The organism is Thalassovita sp. ABM4_323 (assembly GCF_056158665.1).
In genome coordinates this window covers 3,130,215-3,151,807 of sequence record NZ_JBSWTS010000007.1, presented here as the reverse complement: position 1 = coordinate 3,151,807, position 21,593 = coordinate 3,130,215, and the positions used below count along the sequence as shown (strand labels likewise).

At 61.4% G+C, this 21,593-nt stretch carries 20 protein-coding genes and 1 pseudogene; 10 read left to right on the top strand and 11 right to left on the bottom strand.

What is annotated here, in order from left to right:
• Positions 1 to 12 precede the first annotated feature (12 nt).
• The 3 genes from ACXADQ_RS18060 to cobS form a co-directional block, all read right to left on the bottom strand.
• Positions 13 to 732: an SDR family NAD(P)-dependent oxidoreductase gene (locus tag ACXADQ_RS18060; protein ID WP_475324352.1), complete on the bottom strand. Its 720-nt coding sequence runs from the start codon at positions 730 to 732 to the stop codon at positions 13 to 15.
• A gap of 215 nt (positions 733 to 947) precedes the next feature.
• Positions 948 to 2,057 carry an NADH:flavin oxidoreductase gene (locus ACXADQ_RS18055; RefSeq protein WP_475324350.1) on the bottom strand — a complete coding sequence of 370 codons (1,110 nt, stop codon included), beginning with the start codon at positions 2,055 to 2,057 and terminating at the stop codon, positions 948 to 950.
• 128 nt (positions 2,058 to 2,185) lie between these two features.
• A complete protein-coding gene (gene cobS, locus ACXADQ_RS18050) occupies positions 2,186 to 2,947 on the bottom strand; it encodes an adenosylcobinamide-GDP ribazoletransferase (RefSeq protein WP_475324347.1) in 762 nt (253 codons plus the stop codon).
• Positions 2,948 to 3,051: 104 nt separating this feature from the next.
• Between cobS and cobT the strand changes: the two genes are divergently transcribed.
• Positions 3,052 to 4,068 (top strand): nicotinate-nucleotide--dimethylbenzimidazole phosphoribosyltransferase, encoded by a 1,017-nt coding sequence (gene cobT / locus ACXADQ_RS18045; protein ID WP_475324344.1) that lies wholly within the window; start codon positions 3,052 to 3,054, stop codon positions 4,066 to 4,068.
• A 19-nt stretch (positions 4,069 to 4,087) separates the two neighbouring features.
• On the opposite strand, the gene ACXADQ_RS18040 is transcribed toward cobT, so the two are convergent.
• Together ACXADQ_RS18040 and ACXADQ_RS18035 are read right to left on the bottom strand one after the other, a co-directional pair.
• Complete coding sequence (locus ACXADQ_RS18040; protein ID WP_475324340.1) at positions 4,088 to 5,986, bottom strand: monovalent cation:proton antiporter-2 (CPA2) family protein; 1,899 nt, start codon at positions 5,984 to 5,986, stop codon at positions 4,088 to 4,090.
• A 365-nt stretch (positions 5,987 to 6,351) separates the two neighbouring features.
• The gene (locus tag ACXADQ_RS18035; protein ID WP_475324337.1) at positions 6,352 to 8,760 is read right to left on the bottom strand and encodes a hypothetical protein; all 2,409 of its coding nucleotides are present in this window, start codon (positions 8,758 to 8,760) and stop codon (positions 6,352 to 6,354) included.
• Positions 8,761 to 8,920: 160 nt separating this feature from the next.
• Here ACXADQ_RS18035 and ACXADQ_RS18030 point away from each other — a divergent pair, with 160 nt between their 5' ends.
• Positions 8,921 to 9,619 (top strand): SIMPL domain-containing protein, encoded by a 699-nt coding sequence (locus tag ACXADQ_RS18030; protein ID WP_475324335.1) that lies wholly within the window; start codon positions 8,921 to 8,923, stop codon positions 9,617 to 9,619.
• Between the two features lie 47 nt (positions 9,620 to 9,666).
• Here the strand turns inward: ACXADQ_RS18030 and ACXADQ_RS18025 are convergent, their stop codons facing one another.
• Positions 9,667 to 10,950 carry an O-acetylhomoserine aminocarboxypropyltransferase/cysteine synthase family protein gene (locus ACXADQ_RS18025; protein ID WP_475324332.1) on the bottom strand — a complete coding sequence of 428 codons (1,284 nt, stop codon included), beginning with the start codon at positions 10,948 to 10,950 and terminating at the stop codon, positions 9,667 to 9,669.
• A gap of 115 nt (positions 10,951 to 11,065) precedes the next feature.
• Here ACXADQ_RS18025 and ACXADQ_RS18020 point away from each other — a divergent pair, with 115 nt between their 5' ends.
• Positions 11,066 to 11,479: a VOC family protein gene (locus tag ACXADQ_RS18020; protein WP_475324329.1), complete on the top strand. Its 414-nt coding sequence runs from the start codon at positions 11,066 to 11,068 to the stop codon at positions 11,477 to 11,479.
• A gap of 98 nt (positions 11,480 to 11,577) precedes the next feature.
• Here ACXADQ_RS18020 and ACXADQ_RS18015 read toward each other — a convergent pair whose 3' ends face one another.
• Positions 11,578 to 12,570 (bottom strand): hypothetical protein, encoded by a 993-nt coding sequence (locus ACXADQ_RS18015; RefSeq protein WP_475324326.1) that lies wholly within the window; start codon positions 12,568 to 12,570, stop codon positions 11,578 to 11,580.
• A 101-nt stretch (positions 12,571 to 12,671) separates the two neighbouring features.
• Here ACXADQ_RS18015 and ACXADQ_RS18010 point away from each other — a divergent pair, with 101 nt between their 5' ends.
• Complete coding sequence (locus ACXADQ_RS18010; RefSeq protein ID WP_475324322.1) at positions 12,672 to 13,184, top strand: hypothetical protein; 513 nt, start codon at positions 12,672 to 12,674, stop codon at positions 13,182 to 13,184.
• Positions 13,185 to 13,253: 69 nt separating this feature from the next.
• Here ACXADQ_RS18010 and ACXADQ_RS18005 read toward each other — a convergent pair whose 3' ends face one another.
• On the bottom strand, positions 13,254 to 14,000 hold the full coding sequence (locus ACXADQ_RS18005; RefSeq protein ID WP_475324318.1) for an IclR family transcriptional regulator domain-containing protein: 747 nt from the start codon (positions 13,998 to 14,000) through the stop codon (positions 13,254 to 13,256).
• Positions 14,001 to 14,106: 106 nt separating this feature from the next.
• Here ACXADQ_RS18005 and ACXADQ_RS18000 point away from each other — a divergent pair, with 106 nt between their 5' ends.
• Genes ACXADQ_RS18000 through ACXADQ_RS17985 form a run of 4 tightly spaced genes read left to right on the top strand, consistent with a single transcriptional unit; the run spans position 14,107 to position 17,585 of the window.
• A complete protein-coding gene (locus ACXADQ_RS18000; RefSeq protein ID WP_475324315.1) occupies positions 14,107 to 14,487 on the top strand; it encodes a Rieske 2Fe-2S domain-containing protein in 381 nt (126 codons plus the stop codon).
• Complete coding sequence (locus ACXADQ_RS17995; RefSeq protein WP_475324311.1) at positions 14,484 to 15,707, top strand: aromatic ring-hydroxylating oxygenase subunit alpha; 1,224 nt, start codon at positions 14,484 to 14,486, stop codon at positions 15,705 to 15,707. The genes ACXADQ_RS18000 and ACXADQ_RS17995 overlap by 4 nt, the downstream gene beginning before the upstream one ends.
• Positions 15,708 to 15,710: 3 nt before the next feature.
• A complete protein-coding gene (locus ACXADQ_RS17990) occupies positions 15,711 to 17,108 on the top strand; it encodes a glutamine synthetase family protein (protein ID WP_475324308.1) in 1,398 nt (465 codons plus the stop codon).
• A 3-nt stretch (positions 17,109 to 17,111) separates the two neighbouring features.
• Complete coding sequence (locus ACXADQ_RS17985) at positions 17,112 to 17,585, top strand: hypothetical protein (protein ID WP_475324303.1); 474 nt, start codon at positions 17,112 to 17,114, stop codon at positions 17,583 to 17,585.
• Positions 17,586 to 17,611: 26 nt separating this feature from the next.
• Here ACXADQ_RS17985 and ACXADQ_RS17980 read toward each other — a convergent pair whose 3' ends face one another.
• Complete coding sequence (locus ACXADQ_RS17980) at positions 17,612 to 18,742, bottom strand: calcium-binding protein (protein ID WP_475324300.1); 1,131 nt, start codon at positions 18,740 to 18,742, stop codon at positions 17,612 to 17,614.
• A 99-nt stretch (positions 18,743 to 18,841) separates the two neighbouring features.
• Here ACXADQ_RS17980 and ACXADQ_RS17975 point away from each other — a divergent pair.
• Positions 18,842 to 19,021: pseudogene (locus tag ACXADQ_RS17975) on the top strand (transposase); the annotation flags it as partial.
• Positions 19,022 to 19,292: 271 nt separating this feature from the next.
• Here the strand turns inward: ACXADQ_RS17975 and ACXADQ_RS17970 are convergent.
• Positions 19,293 to 20,198: a DMT family transporter gene (locus tag ACXADQ_RS17970; protein ID WP_475324297.1), complete on the bottom strand. Its 906-nt coding sequence runs from the start codon at positions 20,196 to 20,198 to the stop codon at positions 19,293 to 19,295.
• 91 nt (positions 20,199 to 20,289) lie between these two features.
• Here ACXADQ_RS17970 and ACXADQ_RS17965 point away from each other — a divergent pair, with 91 nt between their 5' ends.
• Positions 20,290 to 20,697 carry a winged helix-turn-helix transcriptional regulator gene (locus ACXADQ_RS17965; protein WP_475324293.1) on the top strand — a complete coding sequence of 136 codons (408 nt, stop codon included), beginning with the start codon at positions 20,290 to 20,292 and terminating at the stop codon, positions 20,695 to 20,697.
• Positions 20,698 to 21,126: 429 nt separating this feature from the next.
• On the opposite strand, the gene ACXADQ_RS17960 is transcribed toward ACXADQ_RS17965, so the two are convergent.
• Positions 21,127 to 21,531, bottom strand: a complete 405-nt coding sequence (locus ACXADQ_RS17960; RefSeq protein ID WP_475324289.1) for a helix-turn-helix domain-containing protein — start codon at positions 21,529 to 21,531, stop codon at positions 21,127 to 21,129.
• Positions 21,532 to 21,593: the final 62 nt, after the last annotated feature.

Here is a 21,593-nt window from a genome sequence, read left to right as displayed (position 1 = left end):
GGGGGGCGGGCGTCATACCTCGCCTCCGGAAACCGAAAGCGCGTGGCCGTTGATCGCCGAGGCCTGCTCGGAGGCCAGAAACAGGGCGGTCGCGGCGACTTCTGCGGGGTCAATCATGCGCCGCTGCGGGTTGGCGGAAACGATCATGTCGATGGCGCTGTCCCGCGCGACGTCGAACCGCTGCATCAGGCCGGTGATGGCGCCCTCGGCCAGTTCCGTATCCGTGAAGCCGGGGCAAATTGCGTTGCAGGTGATGCCGCGCCGCGCCACGTCCAGCGCAACCGAGCGCACCAGACCCAAGACGCCGTGTTTGGCCGCAGTATAGGCCGGGACCGAGGCATTGCCCTTCAGCGCGGCGGTCGAGGCAATGACGATCAATCGCCCTCCATCAGGCATCCCGGCAAGTGCGGCGCGAAAGGTCAGGAAGGTGCCCGTCAGGTTCACATCCAATGTCTGACGCCATTGCGCCAGCGTCATCTCCGTGATCTTACCCGGGGCCCCACCGCCTGCATTGGCGATGACAATGTCAAACGGGGTGGCAAACAGCGCCTCAGTGTCAGACTCCGAAGTCACATCCGCGCGCACGCACACCATGTCATATCCGTGGGCGGTCTGGGCCAAAGGCGCGGCGCGCCGCCCCGAAATGGTAACGCTGTGGCCCTGCTGCGCAAAACCGCGCGCTACGGCCCGCCCGATACCCGAGCCGCCCCCGGTGACCAGAACCCGGCTCATGCGTCGGGCCTGTCACAAGACAAACAACACAGAGAGGTTCCACCAGCGCCCATATCCATCGATCTTTTCCTTCGCTAACGGGAAAAAGATCGCACGGGGATAATGGTATTTCAAGTATAAAGTTTTAAGCTTGAAGTTTGTAGTCGCAGCAGCCGGTCTTCACACCAAGTGCCCAGCCCCCCGGTCGGGCAGGGGGCTGGGCTTTTGATCCGGGATCAGATCAGCTGTTTCAGCATGTCCTTTTCATAGGCCGCCAGCTGATCGAAATTTCCTGCGGCCACCTGGTTGGCCCAGTCGGGGTTTGCGATCATGGCGCGGCCCACGGCGACCAGATCGAACTCGTCCCGCTCGGCCCGATCCAACAGACCGTCGATGCTGGCCGTTTCAGCCGCGCGAAAATCGGCGGTGCCATCATCGGGCAGGAAATCGGCGTTCAACCCAACGCTGCCCACGGTGATCGCGGCTTTGCCGGTCAGCTTGCGCGCCCAGCCCGCCAGGTTCAGATCGCTGCCGTCGAATTCAGGTTCCCAGAAGCGGCGGGTCGAGCAATGAAATATGTCCACGCCAGCCTCGGCCAAAGGTCGCAGGAAATTCCCAAGGGCCTCGGGCGTGTCACACAGGCGGGCGCTGTAATCCTGTTGTTTCCATTGCGAAAACCGGAAAATGATCGGAAAATCCGGGCCGACTGCGGCGCGGCAGGCGCCCACGATCTCGAGCGCGAATTTCGAGCGCGCTGCCAGATCGCCACCATAGGAATCCGTTCGCTGATTGGTGCCGTCCCAAAGGAACTGGTCAATCAGATAGCCATGCGCGCCGTGGATCTCGATCGCGTCACATCCGATCCGCTGTGCATCCGCCGCAGCCTTAGCAAAGGCGGCGACAACGTCGTCGATATCCTGTTGAGTCATCGCATGGCCGGTGACCTTGCCGGGGCGCGCCATGCCGCTGGGGCTGTGGCCAGGAGTATCGCCTCCGGGCATCACGCCGGGGCGGCGGATGGCTCCGACATGCCACAGCTGGGGGGCAAATTTCCCTCCTGCCGCGTGCACCGCATCGACAACGCGTTTCCATCCTGCCAAGGCCTCGGCGCCAAAGAAGGCGGGCACATTGGGATAGCCGCTGGCGGCCGGATGATCGACAAACGTGCCTTCGGAAATGATCAGGCCAGCGCCGCCCTCGGCGCGACGGCGATAGTAATCCACGACCTTGCTGTTGGGCACATTCCCGGGTGAATACGTGCGGGTCATCGGAGCCATAACGATCCGGTTTCTCAGGCTTAGCTTGTCCAGTTCGACCGGACGAAACAGGGTGTCGGTACGGCTCATGGCGTGCTCCTTTGGTCTAATTCCGATAGGCAAGAGGATATTCCGCTGCTGACCCTAAGGAGTAGCGCAGCCCACACATCGCGCAATTGTTCCCTTGGGTCACAACGCGGATGCCGCCACGTCCGGTCCTAGCCAAGCAAGGCGACGCAGGTGACCAGCAGCGCAATTTCGCTCAGCTGTTGGCTGGCGCCCAACACATCGCCAGTCTGCCCACCGATCTTGGCGCGCGCCAGCAGGCCACATCCAAACGTCACAAGCACCCCGATCAGCGCAAGCAGCACCGCCTCCACCCCAAGACCGATCACCGCGACCCCAAGCGCCAAGGCAACGGCCAATCCAGCGGCCTGTAGGGGCGGGCGCCCCACGGATTGGCTGAGGCCGCTTTGACGGGCATTGGGCAGCCAGGCCATCAACACGGGCATCCCTGCGCGCGACATCATTCCCACGGCCAGTATCGGTGCCAGCAGCTGTCCGGCCTGGATCAGCTGTTCTAGCGCCCACCAACGCGCCGCAAAGCTCAGGATCAGTGCGATCACGCCATAGGTGCCGATCTGACTGTCCTTCATGATCTCTAACCGGCGCGCGCGGTCCCAACCGCCCCAGAACCCGTCGGCGCAATCGGCCAGCCCGTCCTCGTGCATCGCGCCCGACAGAATCGCGGTGACGGCAAGAACCACCAGCGCGCCAAAGCCAGCGCCCAAGGGGCTGGCGATCAGACCGGCCAACCCCGCGACACCGGCCAACACGGCCCCCGCCAGCGGATAGGCCCAAGCCGCCTGAGCCCCGCGCGCATACGCCGCCTGCGGCAAGCGCAGGGGCAGGCGCGTCAACAGCGAAACAGCAACGGCAATATCGCGCGGCTGGGGGGTGAAACGGGCTTTTTCTGTCATCTGTGACCTTTTGATATATGCACCCCCGATAGCATTGCGCTAAACCCCCCGGCAACACATTGCCACGGCAAGTACGAAACAAGACAAGAATGAAAGCAGACCCCATGACTCAGCCCTTTGACACGCTTGATGCGTTCCGCTCGGTTCTGGCGCAGGCCCCGACCGCAGATCTGGAAGCCCGAAAAGAGGCCGAGGCGCGCAATGGCCAATTGACCAAACCTCCGGGGGCGTTGGGGCGGCTCGAGGATCTGGCGATCTGGTATGCGGGCTGGCGCGGCGAGGCTCGCCCCCAGATCAATGCGCCTCAGGTGGTGATTTTTGCGGGCAATCATGGGGTGACGGCGCAAGGCGTGTCGGCATTTCCGGCCGAAGTGACCGAGCAGATGGTGCTGAACTTCCAACATGGTGGCGCGGCGATCAACCAGTTGTCCAAGGCGTTCGGGGCCAAGATGGATGTGCATGCGCTGTCTCTGGACACGCCCACAGCGGATTTCACCCAAACCCCCGCGATGAGCGAGGCTGAATTGCTTGCGGCCCTGCAAACGGGATGGAATGCCGTTGATGCGGACGCCGACCTTCTGGTGACAGGCGAGATGGGGATTGGCAACACGACGTCCGCTGCCGCCATCGCCCTGGCGCTGTTTGGCGGGGACGCAGGCGATTGGACCGGGCGTGGCACGGGCGTGGATGATGCCGGGCTCGAGGTCAAAACCCGCGTTGTGGCGCGGGGCGAGGCCATGCATGCCGGTGCCATCACCGATGGTCTGGACGCGCTGCGGTGTTTGGGCGGGCGCGAGCTGGCCGCGATGGCCGGCGCGATTGCCCGCGCGCGCAGCCTGCGTATTCCCGTGATCCTGGACGGGTTTATCTGCTGCGCCGCTGCCGCCTGTCTGGCCAAGACGGTGCCCTTTGCGCTGGATCACTGCGTCGCGGGCCATGTCAGCGCCGAGGCCGCGCATCCCCGCCTGTTGAACGCCCTGGACAAGGCGCCGCTGGTGTCGCTGGGGCTGCGCTTGGGCGAAGGCTCGGGCGCCGCGCTGGCGATAGGTATTCTGAAAGGCGCCGTCGCCTGCCACTCGGGCATGGCCACCTTTGCCGAGGCGGGCGTGTCCGACGGGTAATATCCTGTCGGTCGACGCCTCAGTCCTCTTGTTCAGCGCGCTCGTCAAGTTTGGCTTGCAGGGTGGCCTCAAGATCTTTGTCCAGTTCCAGGGCGCGCTTGATATAGGCCTCGTTCTTGGACGCAGGGACATTGGGGTCCCATAGCTGCGCCAGATCACGGATGGCTTCGCGGTCGTGCTGAAAGAAGACCTTTTCCGCCATGGCGGCCTCGTATTCACTCAGGCCGATGTTCTCCAGAACATAGCGCCCTGCGCGCAGCGAGCTGTCGAACATTTCGCGCACGATGTCGTTGGCACCCGCCTTGTACAGCCGGAAAACATGGTTGCGATCGCGGGCACGGGCGATGATATGCAGGTCAGGGCGTTCGCGGCGCGCAAAGGTGACCAGCCGGACCGAGGCATCGGGATCATCCAGGGCAACGACCAGAATGTGGGCTTCTTTCAGGCCTGCCGCATGCAGCAGCTCGGGCCGGGTCGGATCGCCAAAAAATCCCCTGAACCCGAACCGGCGCATCAGCTGGATCGTTTCCATATCATGGTCCAGCACCACGGTTTTAAAGCCGGTGTTTTGCACCATCCTGTTGACCATCTGGCCAAAGCGCCCCATCCCCGCGATGATCACCGGGCCCTGTTCATCAACCACATCTTCCATGTGATCCGCCCCATCGTCGCCCGTGCGGTGCGACAGCCAATCATAGAGGATGAACAGCAGGGGCGTGGCCAGCATCGACAGCGCAACGACCATCAACAATTGCTCGGACAGGCCTTTGCCCAGCACGTGGGTTTGTTGGGCAAAAGACAGCAGTACAAAGCCGAATTCTCCGGCCTGGGCCAGCGAGAGGGTGAACAGCCACCGGCTGCGGCCTTTGAGTTTGAACAAGGTGCCAAGGCCAAACAGGATCGCCCCTTTGCCCGCGATCAATGCGGCCGTCAGGGCCAGGATTGGGGCGGCGTTTTCGGCCAGCAGGGTAAAGTTGATCCCCGCGCCAACGGTGATGAAGAACAGCCCCAGCAGCAGGCCTTTGAAGGGTTGGATATCGCTTTCCAGTTCGTGCCGGAACTCGGTGTTGGCCAGAACGACTCCGGCCAGAAAGGTGCCAAGCGCGGGCGACAGGCCCACCGCGTTCATCACATAGGCAATGCCCAGCACGATCAGCAGCGCCAGCGCGGTGTACATCTCGCGCAGGCGGGCGTGGTGGATATAGCGGAATACCGGGCGGGTCAGATAGATCCCGGCCAGAATGATGACGGCAACGGCGCCCAGGGTGATCAGGGTGACCGCCCAGCCGGGCAGGCCCTCGACCAGCGCCGAGATCGTGGCATCATGCCCGCCACTGCCATGTCCTCCATGTTCGCTGTCCGTTGCGCGCGCAATCGAGCCGTCCTCGCGCAGATGCGCCACTGGGGCGACCGCCAGCAACGGCAGCAGCGCCAACATCGGGATCACGGCGATATCCTGCGTCAGCAGTACCGAGAAGGCCGAGCGCCCGCCGCCAGTACGCATCAGGCCCTTTTCCGACAGGGTTTGCAGCACGATCGCCGTTGACGACAGCGACATGATCAGCCCGATCGCCAGCGCCTGGGGCAGGGGTTGCCCTAAGGCCAGCGCGCCCGCCATCACCGCCAATGTGGTCAACGTGACCTGCAATCCGCCCAGTCCCAACAGCTTGTGGCGCATGTCCCACAGTGTGCGCGGTTCCAGTTCGAGCCCGATCAGGAACAGCATCATCACCACGCCGAACTCGGCAAAGTGTTGCAGGTCGGCGGTTTCGCTGCCCACCAGCCCCAAGGCCGGGCCGATCACGATTCCGGCCATCAGATAGCCCAGAACCGAACCCAGCCCCAGCCGCGCCGCAATGGGCACGGCGATCACTGCGGCGGCCAGATAGATCGAGGCTTGGAACAGGATAGATTGCATTCGGGCTCCTTCAGAGGGTTCGCAGCGCAGCGTCGGGACGGAAGTGCGGAACGCTCTTTCGGATTTGACCAGCGGCACCGGCACGACGACCAGCCACAGCCCGATGGGTTGGGGGCGAGGGGGGCAGGAGCAAGGTGCGGCTCGGCTTGGGGTGCGACATCACCGGCCCGTGGACAAGTCCGGGCATCGCGGTCAATGGCCGATTATCTGGTACATCAATCATAAGGGTAGTATTCGCGTCTTCTGAAACGACTATGCGACGCCGGGGCACAAGGGTAAAGCGGTCTGGCCGGAAATCCAAAAAAATCCGCACGAGTGCGTAATTGAGCAGCGCCTCTGGCCTTCTGGGGCAGCAGCCAGGAAGTCTAGCCGCGCGGCATTTTCAGGACCACGGATTTGCCGTTTTTCACATAGCGCAGCTCGGATTCCGTGATGACGGCCACCTTGCCGCCATCCAGGCGGTCTCCGACCTTGACGGTCTTATAGCGCCCGCCCGAGGTGCGGACCAAGGCGCGCCGATCCCCTCCTTTGCCATTCACACCGATCAGGTTCAGTTTGCGCAGGTTCAGTGCGTTTTTGACGGTCGCCTGACGCGCCACCGAGGCCGACGAGGGAATCGAGGGCGCAGCGGCAGCGGCGGTGCGCACGGTGGGCTCGGCCTTCTTGGTCTGGGCGACCAGCTTGTCGAAGTTTTTCGGGCGTGTCTTGGGCCGCAGCGACAGTGCAACCGCCTGAGGCGTCGCCGTGTCAGCCTCGTCCGGGTCTGTTTGCGGCCGCACCGTACCGGGGCGCGCTTTGGGGCGGATCGCGGCCAGCTCCGAAAGGGTACGACCGCCCAATTGGCCCCGCTCGGTGGCTTCTTGCAAATTTCCGGGGCGCAAACGCGGACGCACCTGGGCCAGGCGTTCCAGATCTGCGGCGCTGAGCCCGTCGCCACGTCGTTCGGGCAAGGTTTGCGGCACGATCGCTGGTTTGCCTGCGTAAACGGTGATGCCTTCGGGGGTCAGTGCCCCTTCGGGCGTGGCTTTGACAAGGCCGCGTTCGTCCAGATCGAAGGTCGTGCCGGCAACGGTCGGGTTCAGGGTTTCGTTTGGTGCCGCGTCATGCAGCCGCGAAATATCCGGCAGGGCCACGGCATCCACGGCGCGGACCTTGGGATCGATCGAGGCCAGATAGACATCGGCATTCCCCAGCGCTTCGGGCACGAGCGGCTGTTCGGGGGCGATCAGCCAGATACCCGTCGCGATATAGCGGCGCTCGGCCTCTTCGGGGCTCATCAGGTCGGGCGTATCCGGCAGGACAATGGCCTGCCCGTCGGACAGAGCAGGGTCCGGTTCTCCGGCAGGTTCAACGTCTTGCGCTTCGGCCAGTTCTTCGGCGGTCGCGGTGTCCTTGTCCGGCGTAGCCGGGAGGGCGGCGTCCGGCGTAGCCGGGACGGCGGCGACCTCGATCTGTTCAGGGTCGGATCGGAACAACCCTGCCAACCCGTCTTCGCTGATGAAGCTGGCCCAGATGGCGACAACCGCCAAGAAAATCAGCAGGATAACGGTTAGTGCAAGGCCCATGAAGCGCGGCTTGCCACCAATGACGGGTCCCTCTTTGGCCGGTTTTCGCGCCCCGAACATCGTCAGGCGCTGCCGCTCGGACTGCGCCTCCTGCGAGGGCTGGGATTTCTGGGGCTTCGGCTTTTCCGGTTTGGGGGCCTTGGAGGTGGTGCCTGCCTGTGCGGGCTTGTCTGCCGGGGCGGCGATAGGCGCGCGGCTGGACTGGAACTCAGCGGAAAGATCCGTGTCAGCGGCCGTTGCGCTGATCGGGATAGACGGGGCCGTGACGCTTTCGATGGCTGTTTCAGCGCCGCCAACCGGTTTGGCGGTCCCATCAGGGGCCGAGCGGCTGGCCCGCACGCTGGCAAAGGCCATCCCGGGGGCGGTATCCTGAGGATCTGAGGTGGTTTCAGGTGGCAGCGCTGCGGGGGCTTGCTGCTTGGCCTCGGTGAGTTCGGCGGTGTCTTCCTTGGGCGCGTCCGCTGGTTCAGGTTCGGGTTCTGGCGCAGGTTCTGGTTCAGGCTCAGGAGCTGGCGCGGACTCCGCAGGCTCTGTTGGCTCGGCGGGGTCCAGCGTGTCTGGCGTCTCGGATTGCTGGGCGACCGACTCTGAACCGTCCAGCCCAGCGTCAACGATCATCGGCGCTTCTGGTTCGGGTTCGGGCTCTGGCTCGGGGAACTCGGCCATGCCGATCACATGCAGCGGTTGCAGATCCCGGGCGACGTTTTCGGTAGGCGACAACAGGGCCTTGGCAGCGCGCGTCACACCAAAAAAAGGCTCGCCCGGGAAATCATTCTGTTCTGGCAGGGCCACGAAGCTGACCGGGTCAAAGCCATGTTCAACGGCAAAGGCCTCGGCCTCGGCCAGGGTTTCGCGCGCGACGGCGGCCAGGAACAACTGCCCGTCATCCAGCGACCAGTCAAAGGCCAGATCGGACAGAGCATAGGGCGTGGCCCCGTCCAGTGCCGTCGCCGCATCGGCCTCGGCGGCCTCTTCGGAACTTGCGGTCGACCCGACGGTCATGTACTTGATCTGATCGTTGGGCAGCACCAGCTTACAGCGCACATCACCGGGGCTCAGAACCTCGGCATCCTCACGCAGCTGGGCCAGAAGGTCCGTCAAATTCTCGGCGGCAAAATCTGCATCGCCCACCAAAAGCCACCCCGACGGCGCGCGTTGCAGCAGTCGGACACCTTCAGCAGACAGTGTCAGGGCGAAGTTCGGTTTCATCACTCTGGCAATAACATTCCACAGGACCCAACGGGAGTCCCGTTCCCAACGAGGCGCAGGTTATAGCAGCTTCTCGCCGAGTGGAAGGAAAACAAATATGTGATTGTTGTCTCTGACAGATTTATGCGCACCCTTGGGACAGATGCAAAAGGAGAGCAGCATGAAATCGACTGCAAAATCCCTGAGTTTGATACTGGCCCTCGTGGTTGCGGGTGCGGGGCTGTCCGCACCCGCGCTGGCGCAAGAGGCCCGTCAAATCACCGTCACCGGGCAGGGCGTTGTCCATACGGTGCCGGATATGGCAACGGTGTCGCTGGGCGTTGAACACCAGCACCGCGACCCGGCCAAGGCCATGGCGCAAAGCTCGGCTGCGGTGGCCGCGATGCTAGAGCGTCTGGCCGCGATGGGGGTGGAAAAACGCGATGTGCAGACCGGGCAGGTCAACCTGTCCCCGATCTACAATCACCGCAGCAATGACACGCCCCGGATCGAGGGGTATCGCGCCGTACTGAGCCTGAATGTCCGGGTGCGCGACATGGATCGGCTGGGGCAGATCATGGGCGCGGTGCTAGAGGATGGGGCGAACCGATTTTCGGGTCTGAATTTCGGCGTCCAGGTGCCCGGCCCGTTACAGGATCAAGCGCGTCAGGCGGCCGTGGCCGAGGCCTTGCGCAAGGCGCAGCTTTACGCTGATGCGGCCGGGGTCGAACTGGGGGAGGTGATGTCCATCTCGGAAAATACGGCTCAGTATGGTCCGCCCATGGCGCGGATGGCAGCGGATATGGCCGAGGCCGTGCCTATCGCCGAGGGCGAGCTGAGCTTGTCGCAATCGGTGACGTTGGTGATTGCGCTCAAATAAGAAAACGGCGCGAGGAGACTCGCGCCGTTTCGTCACGTGCGGTCGGATTAGCGCGGCAGCGCCTGATCCAGATCGGCGATCAGATCCTCGGCATTTTCGATCCCGATGGAAATCCGCACCACATTGGGGCCGGCCCCTGCGGCGACCTGCTGTTCCTCGGTCAGCTGACGGTGCGTGGTCGAGGCCGGGTGGATGATCAGCGACCGCGTATCGCCCAGGTTGGCCACGTGGCTGAACAGCTCCAGCCCGTCCACGGCTTTCACGCAGGCGTCATAGCCGCCCTTCAGCGCGACAGTGAACAGACCACCGGTGCCGCGGGGGCAGATTTCCTTGCCGCGCGCATGGTAGGGCGAGCTTTCCAGCCCAGCATAGGTCACAGCCTCGATCCGGTCATCGTTTTCCAGCCATTGGGCCACCTTCAGCGCGTTTTCACAGTGACGCTCCATCCGCAGCGACAGGGTTTCGATGCCCATCAAGGTGTAGTGCGCGGCTTGGGGGTTCAAGGTCATGCCCAGATCGCGCAGGCCAATGGCAATCCCGTGGAAGGTAAAGGCCAGAGGACCGAAGGTTTCGTGAAACTTCAGGCCGTGATAGGCGGGCTCGGGCTCGGACAGCGAGGGGAACTTGTCGCTGGCGGACCAGTCGAACTGGCCGCTGTCCACCACAACACCGCCGGTGACAGTGCCGTTGCCGGTCAGGTATTTGGTCATCGAATGCACGACCAGCGTGGCGCCATGGGCGATCGGGTTGCACAGGTAGGGCGTGGCGCTGGTGTTATCCACGATCAGCGGAAGGCCAGCGTCCGAGGCAACCTTGGCCGCAGCGGGCAGGTCGGTGACATAGCCACCCGGGTTGGCCACGGATTCGCAGAACACGGCGCGGGTGTCATCGTCGATGGCGGCGGCGACAGCGTCCATATCCTCGAAATCGACGAACTTGGCGGACCAGCCGAAGCGCTTGATGGTCTGGCTGAACTGGGTGATCGAGCCGCCATACAGACGCGTGGACACAACCACGTTGCGCCCCGGCGCCATCAGCGGGAACAGCGCCATGATCTGCGCCGCATGCCCCGAGGAACAGCAGACCGCGCCCACACCGCCCTCGAGCGTGGCGATGCGTTCCTGCAGAACGGCCACGGTGGGGTTGGTCAGGCGCGAGTAGATATAGCCGACCTCTTGCAGGTTGAACAAAGCCGCCGCGTGATCGGCATCGCGAAACACATAGGCCGTGGTCTGGTAAATCGGCGTCTGGCGCGCGCCAGTGGCCGGGTCAGGCCGGGCGCCTGCGTGAATGGACAGCGTATCAAACCCATAGGTGGGGGCATCGGTCATGGGGGTCTCCTCCTGAAAACGTCCGGTAAATCAATCCGGTTCTTGCACTATTGCCAAAAGGGATAGGCCATCTGAGAATGGGCGACAATCACAAAGCAACCTTTGGGGGCATTTCATGCGTTCCGCTTTTCACCTGGCCTTCAACGTGAATGACCTGAACGAGGCGCGCGCCTTTTATGGCGGGCTTCTGGGCGCGGCCGAGGGGCGCAGCACCGACACTTGGGTCGATTTCGATTTTTTTGGGCATCAGTTGAGCCTGCACCTGGGGCCGCCTTTTGTTACGGCTGAGACGGGCAAGGTCGGCGATCATATGGTGCCGATGCCGCATTTGGGGGTGGTGTTGGAGATGGCGCATTGGAAACAGCTGGCGCACCGGCTGCAATCGGCGGATCTGGACTTTGTCATCCCGCCCTCCGTGCGGTTCCAGGGGCAACCGGGCGAGCAATGGACCATGTTTTTCCGCGATCCGTCAGGCAATCCGATCGAGATCAAAGGGGTTGCCGATCTGGATCGCTTGTTCGAGACCTGATCCAAAGGAGCGCTGCGCGCGCTTTATATCTCGTCGTTGCCCCTTTGGGGCGCCTCCTCGGGTGGGGCCCGGCCGCGATGGTGTGGGAATGGTTTGGCTTAGCGCATCCAGAACCCGTTTTCCTTGATGCGTTTGCGGATGGCGCGTTCGGTCCGGGGCAGGGCGGATTGATCAAACAGGGCTCGGGTTTTTTCTCCGCGTCCGTGATAGACCATATATTTGATCGGGTCGTATTGTTTGAGGACTTTTTTCACCGCGTTGGGGCTGGCGATGTGTTCCAACACCTCGATGACCTTGTCGTTTTCGCGGGCGTAGAGCAGGGGGAACAGCCGGTAGTGGCAGGTCACGTTGCCATCCAGCAGGCCCGTGGGCAGTGTGTCGCGGCCACCGCCAAGGCTGTGGATCACCAGAGGCAGGGCGACCTGGTCCAGCCAGGGCCACAACGGTTGGCACACCAGTTCGGGGGGCGGCGCGTCACGGATTTCGGTGGCGTAATGCAGGAAGCGTTCGCCAAATTCGACCGGGCATTTGTAGAAGAACCAGCCGGCGTTGAAATAGAGGTAGCGGCGCCAGTATTCGTCGGGTTGGCTAAGGTCCAGCGAGCTTTCGAACTCCAACCCGAAGCGATCGTAAAGCGATTTCCAGATGGCGGTGTAGCCGGGGCCGTAGAGCTCGATCTTGGGCCAGGTGCCTTCGACTTTTTGCGAGGCGCCGGGGCGATCGAAATCGAAGGGGACGTTCATCAGATCATCCAGCACCAGCGTATCAGTGTCAAAGAACACGAAAGGTTCGCCCTTGGGCATCGCCAGCAGGGCCTGGATCTTGTTTCCGTTGGGATAGCCTTCGCCAAATTCGGGCGTGTCAAAGGGGACAATCTCGGCGCCCAGGCTTTCCAGCAGCTTGATCACGGATTTGCTGCGCAATGTGGGGGATTTTGACCAGAGCGGGCTGTGATTGGGGGTGGCCACGATCAGCCGACCCTGAAAGCGCGGGCTTTGCTGACGCAGCGAGGCGGCGAACAATATGGCTTCGTATTGCAGGCGATTGGCCTGCCCGACGATTACGATGTTAAACGGTGTCTCACTGGTCATGCGCCCGATACTACCCTGTCGTTCCCCGATTTTTTTGCGCTTTGTGATTTTCGTGGCAGTATGGTCGAAGGGTTGAGGATTTAAAAGAAGAGGATTTCATCATGTTGGATTGGTTGCTTTTGGGAATTGCCGCTGCGGCCGGTGGCGGCACTGGTGGCAGCGCAGGAGGGAGCGCCGGGCTGGGCGATGCGGGTATGGCAGAGGCGGTTGTCGAATCCGCTCCGCTGGTGCAGTTCGAGGCCGAGGATCAGACGCCTTCGGGCAAATTCACCACGGCCGGTGAAATCAAGATGATCATGACCGCGACCAAGCCCCAATGGATCGCGGTGCGCCTGTATGAAGGGCAGGATATTCTGTATTTCACGCAGTTGTTGTCGTGGCGCTGCGGGCTGCATCAGATCAAATACTCGGTGAATGGAGGCGCGATGCAGGTCTATGATATGCCGCCCTGCCATCTGGACATGGCGGCACCGAACGCGATGATCGACAATGATGCGATGCCGATCATGGGGCTGGCCCCGAACTCGGTGCAGTCGGTGGAAGTCGAGATTCTGTATGACGATCTGAGCACAGACAGCGCCAGCTATCAGCGCGGGCAAATTCTTATCCCCTAGAGGCCTCAAACACGCCTGTCGCCGACCAGAGTTCTCGGGCATCCCGTTTGATGCGCCATATAACAGACGCTACGAGCGCAAGCCCATCGCAGCGCGCCGCAGAATGTCCAGAATGCGATCCACCTCGTGCTCTTGTGCGAACTGGTTGGCAGTGGCGGAGGTGGACAGAACCGCCTGGGTGCCCGAGATATCCCGGATAGGCACCGCCAGGCCCGAAGCGCCGATTTCAAACTCGGCTGTGCTGAGCGCGAACCCCTGTTCGGCACAGCGCAGGATTGCCGCGCGAATGCTGGCGCGGTTCATCTGCGTGGCTTCGGTGTATTTTTCCAACGGACAAGCTTTGATCAGGGCGTCACGTTCCAAGGCTGGGCAGTTGGCCAACAACATGCGACCGACAGCGGTCGGCAACAGGGGCAGGGTGCTGCCGATTGAAAACCCAAAAGAGCGACGCGCGCTGGCCACGGCCGAACGCGCGATATAGATGGCGCGGGTGCCATCGCGCACGGCCAGGGCGATCTCGCCGTCCAGTTCTTCCGCAAACTGGTTCAGCACCGGCTGCACTGAGCGCCCGATGCCCTGCGCGGTCAGATATCCGCCGGCAACGGCCACCACTTTGGGGGTCAGGTTCAGGAACTTGTCGCGTTTGGACAGGTATCCGCTGCTTTCCAGGGTCAGGCACAGGCGGCGGGCGGTGGCGCGATCAAAGCCGGTGATCCGAGCGATCTCGGCCATGGTCAGATCGGTGCGCCCATCCGCAAAGCAATCCAGGACAGCAAGGCCCTTGGCAAATGTCGACGCGCTGGCGTTGTCACTCATGTTGACGGATGCCCTTCTGAAAGATATGTTCAATTAACGCATTAATGTGCGATAATCGCACAAAATGCGAAGTGACACAACCAGAATATGGAAGGTCCACGACAAAATGACAGACGCCGCCCCCTCCGCTGACAGCTGGCAGGTCATCGCGAAATCCTCGGATCTGGCAGGTGCCCGCCCTTTGGTTCCCATCGATCTGAAGGGCAAGCGCTATGTGTTGTTCCGGGACGACGAGGGCCATCTGGGCCTGATCGGGCGGCATTGTCCGCATCGCGGCGCGGATCTGTGTTTTGGACGGTTGGAAGACAACGGCCTGCGGTGTCCCTTCCACGGGTGGCACTTTGATCGCACCGGCCAATGTGTCGAACAACCCGCCGAGCCGGAGGGGTCCAAGATGTATACCCAAATCAAAGTTCCCATGATCCCCGTGCGCGAAGAGGACGGTGTGGTTTACGCTATGATTTCAGAACAAGAGGCCGTCGCATGATCAGCCAAGAGTTGAACGACCAGATCACCCGTATTGGACCGGGCACCGAGGCAGGCGCGGTACTGCGCCACTATTGGCAGCCCGCCGCGCTTGTTGACGAAGTTGAAAACGGATTTCCAGTTGCCGTGAACCTGATGGGGGAACGTCTGGCGCTGGTTCAGGGGGCGGATGGCAGCCTGGGCCTGGCCACCCGGATCGTCCCCACGGGCGCCGCCCCCACCGATTGCCCCCCTGCCGCTGAGATCGAGATTGATCCCGCAGGCCCCACCTACCAAGCGACTGAACGCAAAGGCATTATCTTCGCCTATATGGGCCCCAGCGAGGCGCCGCCTTTTCCAAATTTCGATTGCTTTCGTGCGCCCGACAGCCATGTCTTTGCCTTCAAGGGGCTGTGGCGTTGCAACTGGTTGCAAGCGCTGGAGATTGGCATCGACCCCGCACATGCTTCGTTCCTGCACCGCTTCCTCGAGGATGAGGACCCCGCTGACAGCTATGGCAAGCAGTTCCGCGATAAAGCCGCGCATACCGATATCCCGATCACTCAGGTTCTGCGGGAATATCCGCGCCCGGATATCAGCGTCGATGAAACCGATTATGGGCTCAAGATCACCTCTCTGCGTCACCTGAAAAACGGCCAGACACATGTGCGGGTGACCAACCAGGTCTTCCCCGAGGCGATCTGCATCCCCATGTCGCGCGAGATGACGATCACTCAGTGGCACGTGCCGGTGGACGACGAAAACTGCTATTGGTTCACGATCTTCACCAGCTTCCAGAACCCGGTTGATAAGGATCTGATGCGCGCCCAGCGACTGAAAGAGCACAGCCTGCCCGACTATGCGCCGCTGAAGAACGCCGAGAACAACTATCACTACGATCCCCAAGAGCAGGCGACCCAGACCTATACAGGCATGGGCATGGACATTAACGTGCACGATCAGTGGGCGGTCGAAGGCATGGGCGCCATTCAGGACCGAACCCAAGAGCATCTGGGTCTCTCGGATGTTGCAATCATTCGCTATCGTCGCATCCTGCGGAAGGCGATTGCGGATTTGGCCTCGGCGGGCGCTCAGGCGCTGCCAATGCAGACGGCGGCAGCGGAGTTGATTGTCGGGCCGTTGTCGAATGACGCCGTTGCGCAAACGGAACAGTGGCAACAGGCCAGCCATGCCGCAGATATGGCGCGTCGCGCGGATTGTCCTTGGGACGCTTCGGTATAGGGGATGCCGGTGAAAACAGATCGTATCGCGCAGGTTCTGGCGCAAATCGAGGCCGAAGGCATCGAAACCGTTCGGGTGATGTTCGTGGATCAGCACGGCATCCTGCGGGGCAAAACCATTGTGGCCGAGGCAATGGCCTCGGCTTTCAAATCGGGTATCGGGATGCCCTCGACCTTGCTGCTGAAAGACACCGCGCACCGCACGGTCTTTCCAGTCTGGAGCGCGGATGTCGAGGTTTCGGATCAGTCCTTTGGCGGGGCAGGGGATGTGATCCTGCGCCCCGATCCGTCGCAGTTCTATCCGCTGCCGTGGTCCCCGCATTCCGCCATCATCCTGTCTGACGTCGAGCAACGGGGCGGCCAGCCGGTGCCGATATCGTCCCGCTCGGTTCTGGCGAGTGCAGTTGCGGCACTGGAAGAGGCCGGCTATCGCGCGACCTTTGGCCTGGAGGTCGAATTCCAGGTCTTCCGCGTGACTGACCCGGCCTTGGATCATTCCCAGGCCACCATGCCGCCCGCGCCGGTGCAGACCCAGAACCTGACGCAGGGCTATCAATATCTGACAGAGACCCGCTATGCCGAGGCCGAAGACCTGCTGGACGCGCTGCGCCGCATGGCCCAAGGGCTGGGACTAGAGCCGCGCTCGATGGAAATCGAGATGGGGCCCAGCCAGTTCGAGTTCACCTTTGCCCCCTCGGACCCGCTGACCCAAGCCGACCGCTTTGTGCTGTTCCGCACCATGGTCAAAGAGGTCTGTCAGGCCCGTGGGTTACACGCCAGTTTCATGGCGAAACCCGGTCTGCCCAACGCCGCCGCCAACGGCTGGCATATGCACCAGTCCTTGCAGGATCTGTCGGGCGCTTCGGTCTTTATGCCCGGGCCGGATGGGGCCCTGACCCCGCAGGCCAGCAGCTGGATCGCCGGATTGCTAGAGCATGCCGAGGCCTGCTGCCTGATGACCAACCCGACGGTGAACAGCTACAAGCGGTTCACACCGTTCCAACTGGCGCCGAACCTCATCCAATGGGGGCGGGACAATCGCGGCGCGATGATCCGGGCCTTGCTGACACCGGGCGATGCGGCCTCGCGGGTTGAAAACCGGGTGGCGGACACGTCGGCCAACCCACATTTCGCACTCGCCGCGCAGATCCTGGCGGGGCTGGACGGGCTGACGCGCGGGCTCCAGGCACCTGCACCCACGGAAACGCCCTACGAAGGCGCGGCACGGCTGCCCATCAGCCTTTTGGCCGCCATCGAAGCCTTCGAGGCCAGCGATTTGGTGAAATCCGCGCTGGGCACGGGCTTTCAGTCCTACCTCAGTACGCTCAAACGCGCGGAATGGGATCGCTATTTGATGACCGTATCCGATTGGGAGCACCAAGAGTATTTCGGGCTGTTCTAGGGTATGACGGCAGCAACGATAACAGCGCTATATCCCTTCGAAGACGTCATCGACGGGTATTTCCCGCTGCAGGCCTCGTTGGATCAGATGATGGACCGGTTGGGTGTGTCGCAAGCCGTGGTCGAGATCAGATTTGCGCCGATCATGGACATTCCGAACCTTGCGCCGACTGATCCCGTGCCGTTGAATATTCGCGCGGGTCGGGCTGGAATTATCGATCAGCTTTGCCTGTCGATCCAAAATACCGATGGCGAAATCAGTGTCACCGGGACGGGGGATTGGCGTTGGTTGGATGGCGAGCACTGCACGGGTCCGTTCGATCCCATGACGCGCCTGGCCGAACCCGCGTTTCTGTTGGGTTGGAGCCTGAGCGCAATCTCGCATACCGGGCGCAGAACACTGAAATTGGGGTCAAATACGACGATCGATGCGCTGCCCACACGGCTGCGCGATCTGGCCGCTGGTCTGGTCAGCTAAGGGACAGATCAGGGCGGAACCGGTCGTCAGGTGATGAAGATACTTCCCGCCGTCAAGATCGGGGCCCCCTTGAACACGGCCACATCAACCGCAGCTCCCGCACCATCGCCATCCGCGTCATAGCGCAGCGTGGTGCCGTCGAACAAGAAGCGGTGGTCGGCGGTCTGGGCGGTGTCGCCCAGATGAAAAGCCTCCGCATCCAGCGCGCCGCTGGGCAGCTCGGTCAGGCTGCGCTTGAACAGCAGCCGGTCGTCGCCCACACCGAAATCGGTGATCGTGTCGATGTGGTTGGGGTTGAAATCGGTGGCAAAGACGAACGTATCATCCCCGGTGCCGCCGGTCATCGTATCCGCCCCGCCAAGGCCGTTAAGGTTGTTGTTATAGGCGTTGCCGGTCATGACATTGTGCCACTCATTTCCCACGGCGGTGAGGTTCTGCACCGGATTTCCGGTCTTGCCGATCATGTCCTGGATACGGATTTCCTCCATCCCCTTATCCATCCGGAAAGAGCCATGGGCGATGACAATGTCATGATCGAAGTAATTGTAGCTGCCAAACCTACTGTTATCCACCGCGACATCCCCCGGAGTGCGCAGATGGAACGTGTCGTTGCCACCACCGCCATAGAGGGTATCGACACCACGACCGCCGTCGAGGATGTTGTTGTCGAAACTGCCACGGATTTCATTATCGAGCCGGTTGCCCGTGCCGTACACCGCGCCTATGACGAGCCAAAGTCGTTCAATGCCAATACCATCTGTTGACAAATTGAAATCGATAAAGCTGATAACCAAGTCACCACCAGCTTCTCCCATGGCCCAACGCTCCCGCTCAACCACGACGTCACCAACGTCGTCGACGAAATACTCGTCATCGTTCGGGCCTCCGCGCATCAGGTCAGCACCAGTCCCTCCAGCCAATTGGTCCCGGCCCAATCCGCCGACCAGGGTGTCGTTGCCTTCTTCTCCGGACAAGACCGAGAATATCAGCTCCGTAAAGCGCCCGACCCGAAGAACGTCGTCTCCAGCGCCACTGAAAATTCGATTGTCCTGGCCACCGTAACCCCGGATGTCATCAGCAAGCGGTGTGCCGTGCCATTCGAAGTAAAGCAAACTTCCATCGGCACGGTTCACACGCTCAACAGTTGCTCCGGCCATATCCTAAATTTCCTCATTTGCATTTTTAAAATGCTTAAGATTACTTTAAGTTGACGCCACGTGGTTGGCAACAATGTGAGGCTGAATTGACCTGAGCCCCTGAATCTCCTCCAGTTTTGTGTAGAGTCCCCCCAACTTAAGGACGGACGAAAAAAGACGCAATTCACTGACGAACAGATCATTCAGATGATCAAGGAACAGGAAGCAGGCGAGAAGACGGCTGACGTGTGCAGGCGCCATGGGATCAGCCAAGGCACCTTCTACAAATACAAGAGTAAGTAGGGCGGCATGATGCTTGAAGAGACACGCCATGTCTGCTTCCGGCCCAAAGCCGACCTTCGCGCGACCTGAAGCCGCCGCCTTGCAGCGTGCCGAAAGCGGCCGTTGGCGACTAAGCGCAGCATCGTCCAACCCGTGAAGGTCAGCAACGCGGACTTTTCTTCCGTTGTAGGCTCCGAATCCAAGGTCGGCTTTTGCTATCCGCCCAATAGAGACACCTGCTGGAACGTCTGCTGAAGATCGTGACGGCGACGGACAGGGCTTGCCGTGGTCATGTTTGGCGTCTCCGCCCTAGCAACCCCGCGCTCAGCCCGATCCCCGCCAGCACCAGCGCGAGACCCAAGAGCAGCACGGGTTTGATCGCCTCGCCCAGAAGCAGCCCACCGAGAATAACGGCGGTTATCGGGTTCAGCGCAATGTAGATTACCGTAGTGGAAGGCGGCAGCCAGCGCAGCGCCCATGTGAAAAGTGCGAACTGTACCGCACCCGCGAAGGTCCCGAGGAAAATCAACGCGGCCCATCCGGTTCTGTCAATTGCGGGCCAAGTCGGGCGGCCTGAGGTGACAAACGACAGTCCGAGCAGCGCGGTAGCCCCGAACATCATAGCCAGCGAGGTGACGAAAAGCGGGCCATGCGCGCGTAAGCTGGAACGGCTGAACACGGAGTAGAGCGCAGCGCAGAACACGCCTGCGAGCATGTAGAAATCGCCGCGCCACAAGCTCGCTTGTGTTTCGCCGAGGGCGGCTGGGCCGAAAACGACAGCCACGCCTGCAAAGGCGAGTGCGACCGCCAAGAGCTTGCGCGCGCCCATCGCCTCCCGCCCGAAGAGGGCGGCAACAATCAGGGTTTGGATCGGGACGGTTGCGAGGCCGACAGCCCCGCGTGCGGCGGGTACAATTTCCAATGCCGCATTGAAGCCCCAGGTGAACAGGCAGAAGAACAGCACGCCCAACACGGCGATCATCCCGATGTCGCCCGCTTTCAGCCGGTGCGCGGGCCAGAGCATTGGCAGGACGGGCAGGAAGCAGGCCGAGCCGATCAAGTACCGCCAGAAAGCCAGCGAGATCGGGTCGATGTCCCCGACAACGAACCGGGTGGCGACGACGGCCGTGCCCGCGCTGAGGGCAGCTATCGCGGCAGCGGCATGGGCCAGGACCGTCCTTTTTGAATCTTCCATATCCGCTGTCTCTATTTAGTAACTTCACTTTTGCAAGTCACCTTATGTCAGAGTGGCTTCTATATTGCAAGTGACTATGTTATGAGAGGGCATGGCCCACACAAACCGACAAAATGACAATGAAAACGCGCCCGACTTCCGCTCGCATTGCTCTATCGCGCGTAGCCTCGACCTGATCGGGGACAAGTGGACGCTGCTGATCGTCCGGGATTTGATGTGGCACGATAAGGCGACCTTCCAGGCGCTTCAAAACAGCGAAGAGCGGGTGCCGACGAATATCCTCTCAACCCGCCTTAAGAAGCTTGTCGAGCTAGGTCTCGTGAAGAAGGAACCATACCAGAACCGGCCGGTTCGATACCGTTACGAGCTAACCGAAACAGGATGCTCGCTGGAGCCGGTTCTGTTATCACTTATGTCCTGGGGTCACGGCAATCTCGGCGGTGGGCGCTACGATCCCGTGACGGGCGAGAATACGCCGCCGCTATCATCAGCTTCGTAAGGCGCAGATGGGTCCACCCATGGTAAAATGGATTGTTTACCTGTTCGGCCGTTCTGACAGCGTCGTTCTGCGTTTCGGAAAGCTCCGGCGAGCTGGCCAGGAACCTTAAAAATCAGCGTGCGGCGACTGGTGTGGATCACTGAAGCAGTCATTCCTTCACCGCGCAGCATTGGTCAAAATGGGCTCCAAGCCGACTTGCGGCGGTGCAGCAGCAGGTCTGCCGCAATGCGGCAAGCCTCGCGAGATGCCCGATGTCCGCTCCCAGCCCGAAGCTGCCGTTCGGCGATGCTCCCAAATTCTGCGACCGCAGCCCGTATTTCCGACATTCGCTGCAAGCGCATAATCTGGGCCTGGTCGAACTCACAGTCTGCGGACAAATGGAGGCTTTCGCTGCACATGCTCCAATGTCTGCTCCGCGATTTCCGCATTTCAATTGGATTTAACTCGGGTGGCAACTTTCAACAGTTTCTGGAAACGAGAACATTCAAAATGGTCCTCATAGGGGCAGTTCGCAACATGACGCATCATGTCGGCAAGAATGACCAATCGTTTGGCTTGATCTTCCAGATTGCTGGCCTTGTCGATCAGCGCGTCGCGAGGAATGACTGTTGCTCCGGGTCGGTTTAGTACTGATCCTATCTCTTCTAGCGTGAACCCAGCCGATTTCGCGAGGCTGATCAGCGCCAGCTTCTGGAGAACTTCTGGCTCGTATTGGCGGCGCAGCCCGTTGCGAGCAACCGCACCTATGAGATTTCTTTTTTCATAGTAGCGCAGCCCCGAAGTGCTCACCCCTGACTGATCCGACACCTCTGAGATATCCAGAAGCTTGTCCATACAAACACCTCTTGACTTGAACTTAGCTTCAAGTCGTAGGCTCTGTATTCAGTTTTTGCAAT

What these genes read in the sequence shown, in the direction of transcription:
- ACXADQ_RS18060 (WP_475324352.1), bottom strand. Translation starts at nt 732, where the DNA reads ATGAGCCGGGTTCTGGTCACCGGGGGCGGCTCGGGTATCGGGCGGGCC.
- ACXADQ_RS18055 (WP_475324350.1), bottom strand. Translation starts at nt 2,057, where the DNA reads ATGAGCCGTACCGACACCCTGTTTCGTCCGGTCGAACTGGACAAGCTA.
- cobS (WP_475324347.1), bottom strand. Translation starts at nt 2,947, where the DNA reads ATGACAGAAAAAGCCCGTTTCACCCCCCAGCCGCGCGATATTGCCGTT.
- cobT (WP_475324344.1), top strand. Translation starts at nt 3,052, where the DNA reads ATGACTCAGCCCTTTGACACGCTTGATGCGTTCCGCTCGGTTCTGGCG.
- ACXADQ_RS18040 (WP_475324340.1), bottom strand. Translation starts at nt 5,986, where the DNA reads ATGCAATCTATCCTGTTCCAAGCCTCGATCTATCTGGCCGCCGCAGTG.
- ACXADQ_RS18035 (WP_475324337.1), bottom strand. Translation starts at nt 8,760, where the DNA reads ATGAAACCGAACTTCGCCCTGACACTGTCTGCTGAAGGTGTCCGACTG.
- ACXADQ_RS18030 (WP_475324335.1), top strand. Translation starts at nt 8,921, where the DNA reads ATGAAATCGACTGCAAAATCCCTGAGTTTGATACTGGCCCTCGTGGTT.
- ACXADQ_RS18025 (WP_475324332.1), bottom strand. Translation starts at nt 10,950, where the DNA reads ATGACCGATGCCCCCACCTATGGGTTTGATACGCTGTCCATTCACGCA.
- ACXADQ_RS18020 (WP_475324329.1), top strand. Translation starts at nt 11,066, where the DNA reads ATGCGTTCCGCTTTTCACCTGGCCTTCAACGTGAATGACCTGAACGAG.
- ACXADQ_RS18015 (WP_475324326.1), bottom strand. Translation starts at nt 12,570, where the DNA reads ATGACCAGTGAGACACCGTTTAACATCGTAATCGTCGGGCAGGCCAAT.
- ACXADQ_RS18010 (WP_475324322.1), top strand. Translation starts at nt 12,672, where the DNA reads ATGTTGGATTGGTTGCTTTTGGGAATTGCCGCTGCGGCCGGTGGCGGC.
- ACXADQ_RS18005 (WP_475324318.1), bottom strand. Translation starts at nt 14,000, where the DNA reads ATGAGTGACAACGCCAGCGCGTCGACATTTGCCAAGGGCCTTGCTGTC.
- ACXADQ_RS18000 (WP_475324315.1), top strand. Translation starts at nt 14,107, where the DNA reads ATGACAGACGCCGCCCCCTCCGCTGACAGCTGGCAGGTCATCGCGAAA.
- ACXADQ_RS17995 (WP_475324311.1), top strand. Translation starts at nt 14,484, where the DNA reads ATGATCAGCCAAGAGTTGAACGACCAGATCACCCGTATTGGACCGGGC.
- ACXADQ_RS17990 (WP_475324308.1), top strand. Translation starts at nt 15,711, where the DNA reads ATGCCGGTGAAAACAGATCGTATCGCGCAGGTTCTGGCGCAAATCGAG.
- ACXADQ_RS17985 (WP_475324303.1), top strand. Translation starts at nt 17,112, where the DNA reads ATGACGGCAGCAACGATAACAGCGCTATATCCCTTCGAAGACGTCATC.
- ACXADQ_RS17980 (WP_475324300.1), bottom strand. Translation starts at nt 18,742, where the DNA reads ATGGCCGGAGCAACTGTTGAGCGTGTGAACCGTGCCGATGGAAGTTTG.
- ACXADQ_RS17970 (WP_475324297.1), bottom strand. Translation starts at nt 20,198, where the DNA reads ATGGAAGATTCAAAAAGGACGGTCCTGGCCCATGCCGCTGCCGCGATA.
- ACXADQ_RS17965 (WP_475324293.1), top strand. Translation starts at nt 20,290, where the DNA reads ATGGCCCACACAAACCGACAAAATGACAATGAAAACGCGCCCGACTTC.
- ACXADQ_RS17960 (WP_475324289.1), bottom strand. Translation starts at nt 21,531, where the DNA reads ATGGACAAGCTTCTGGATATCTCAGAGGTGTCGGATCAGTCAGGGGTG.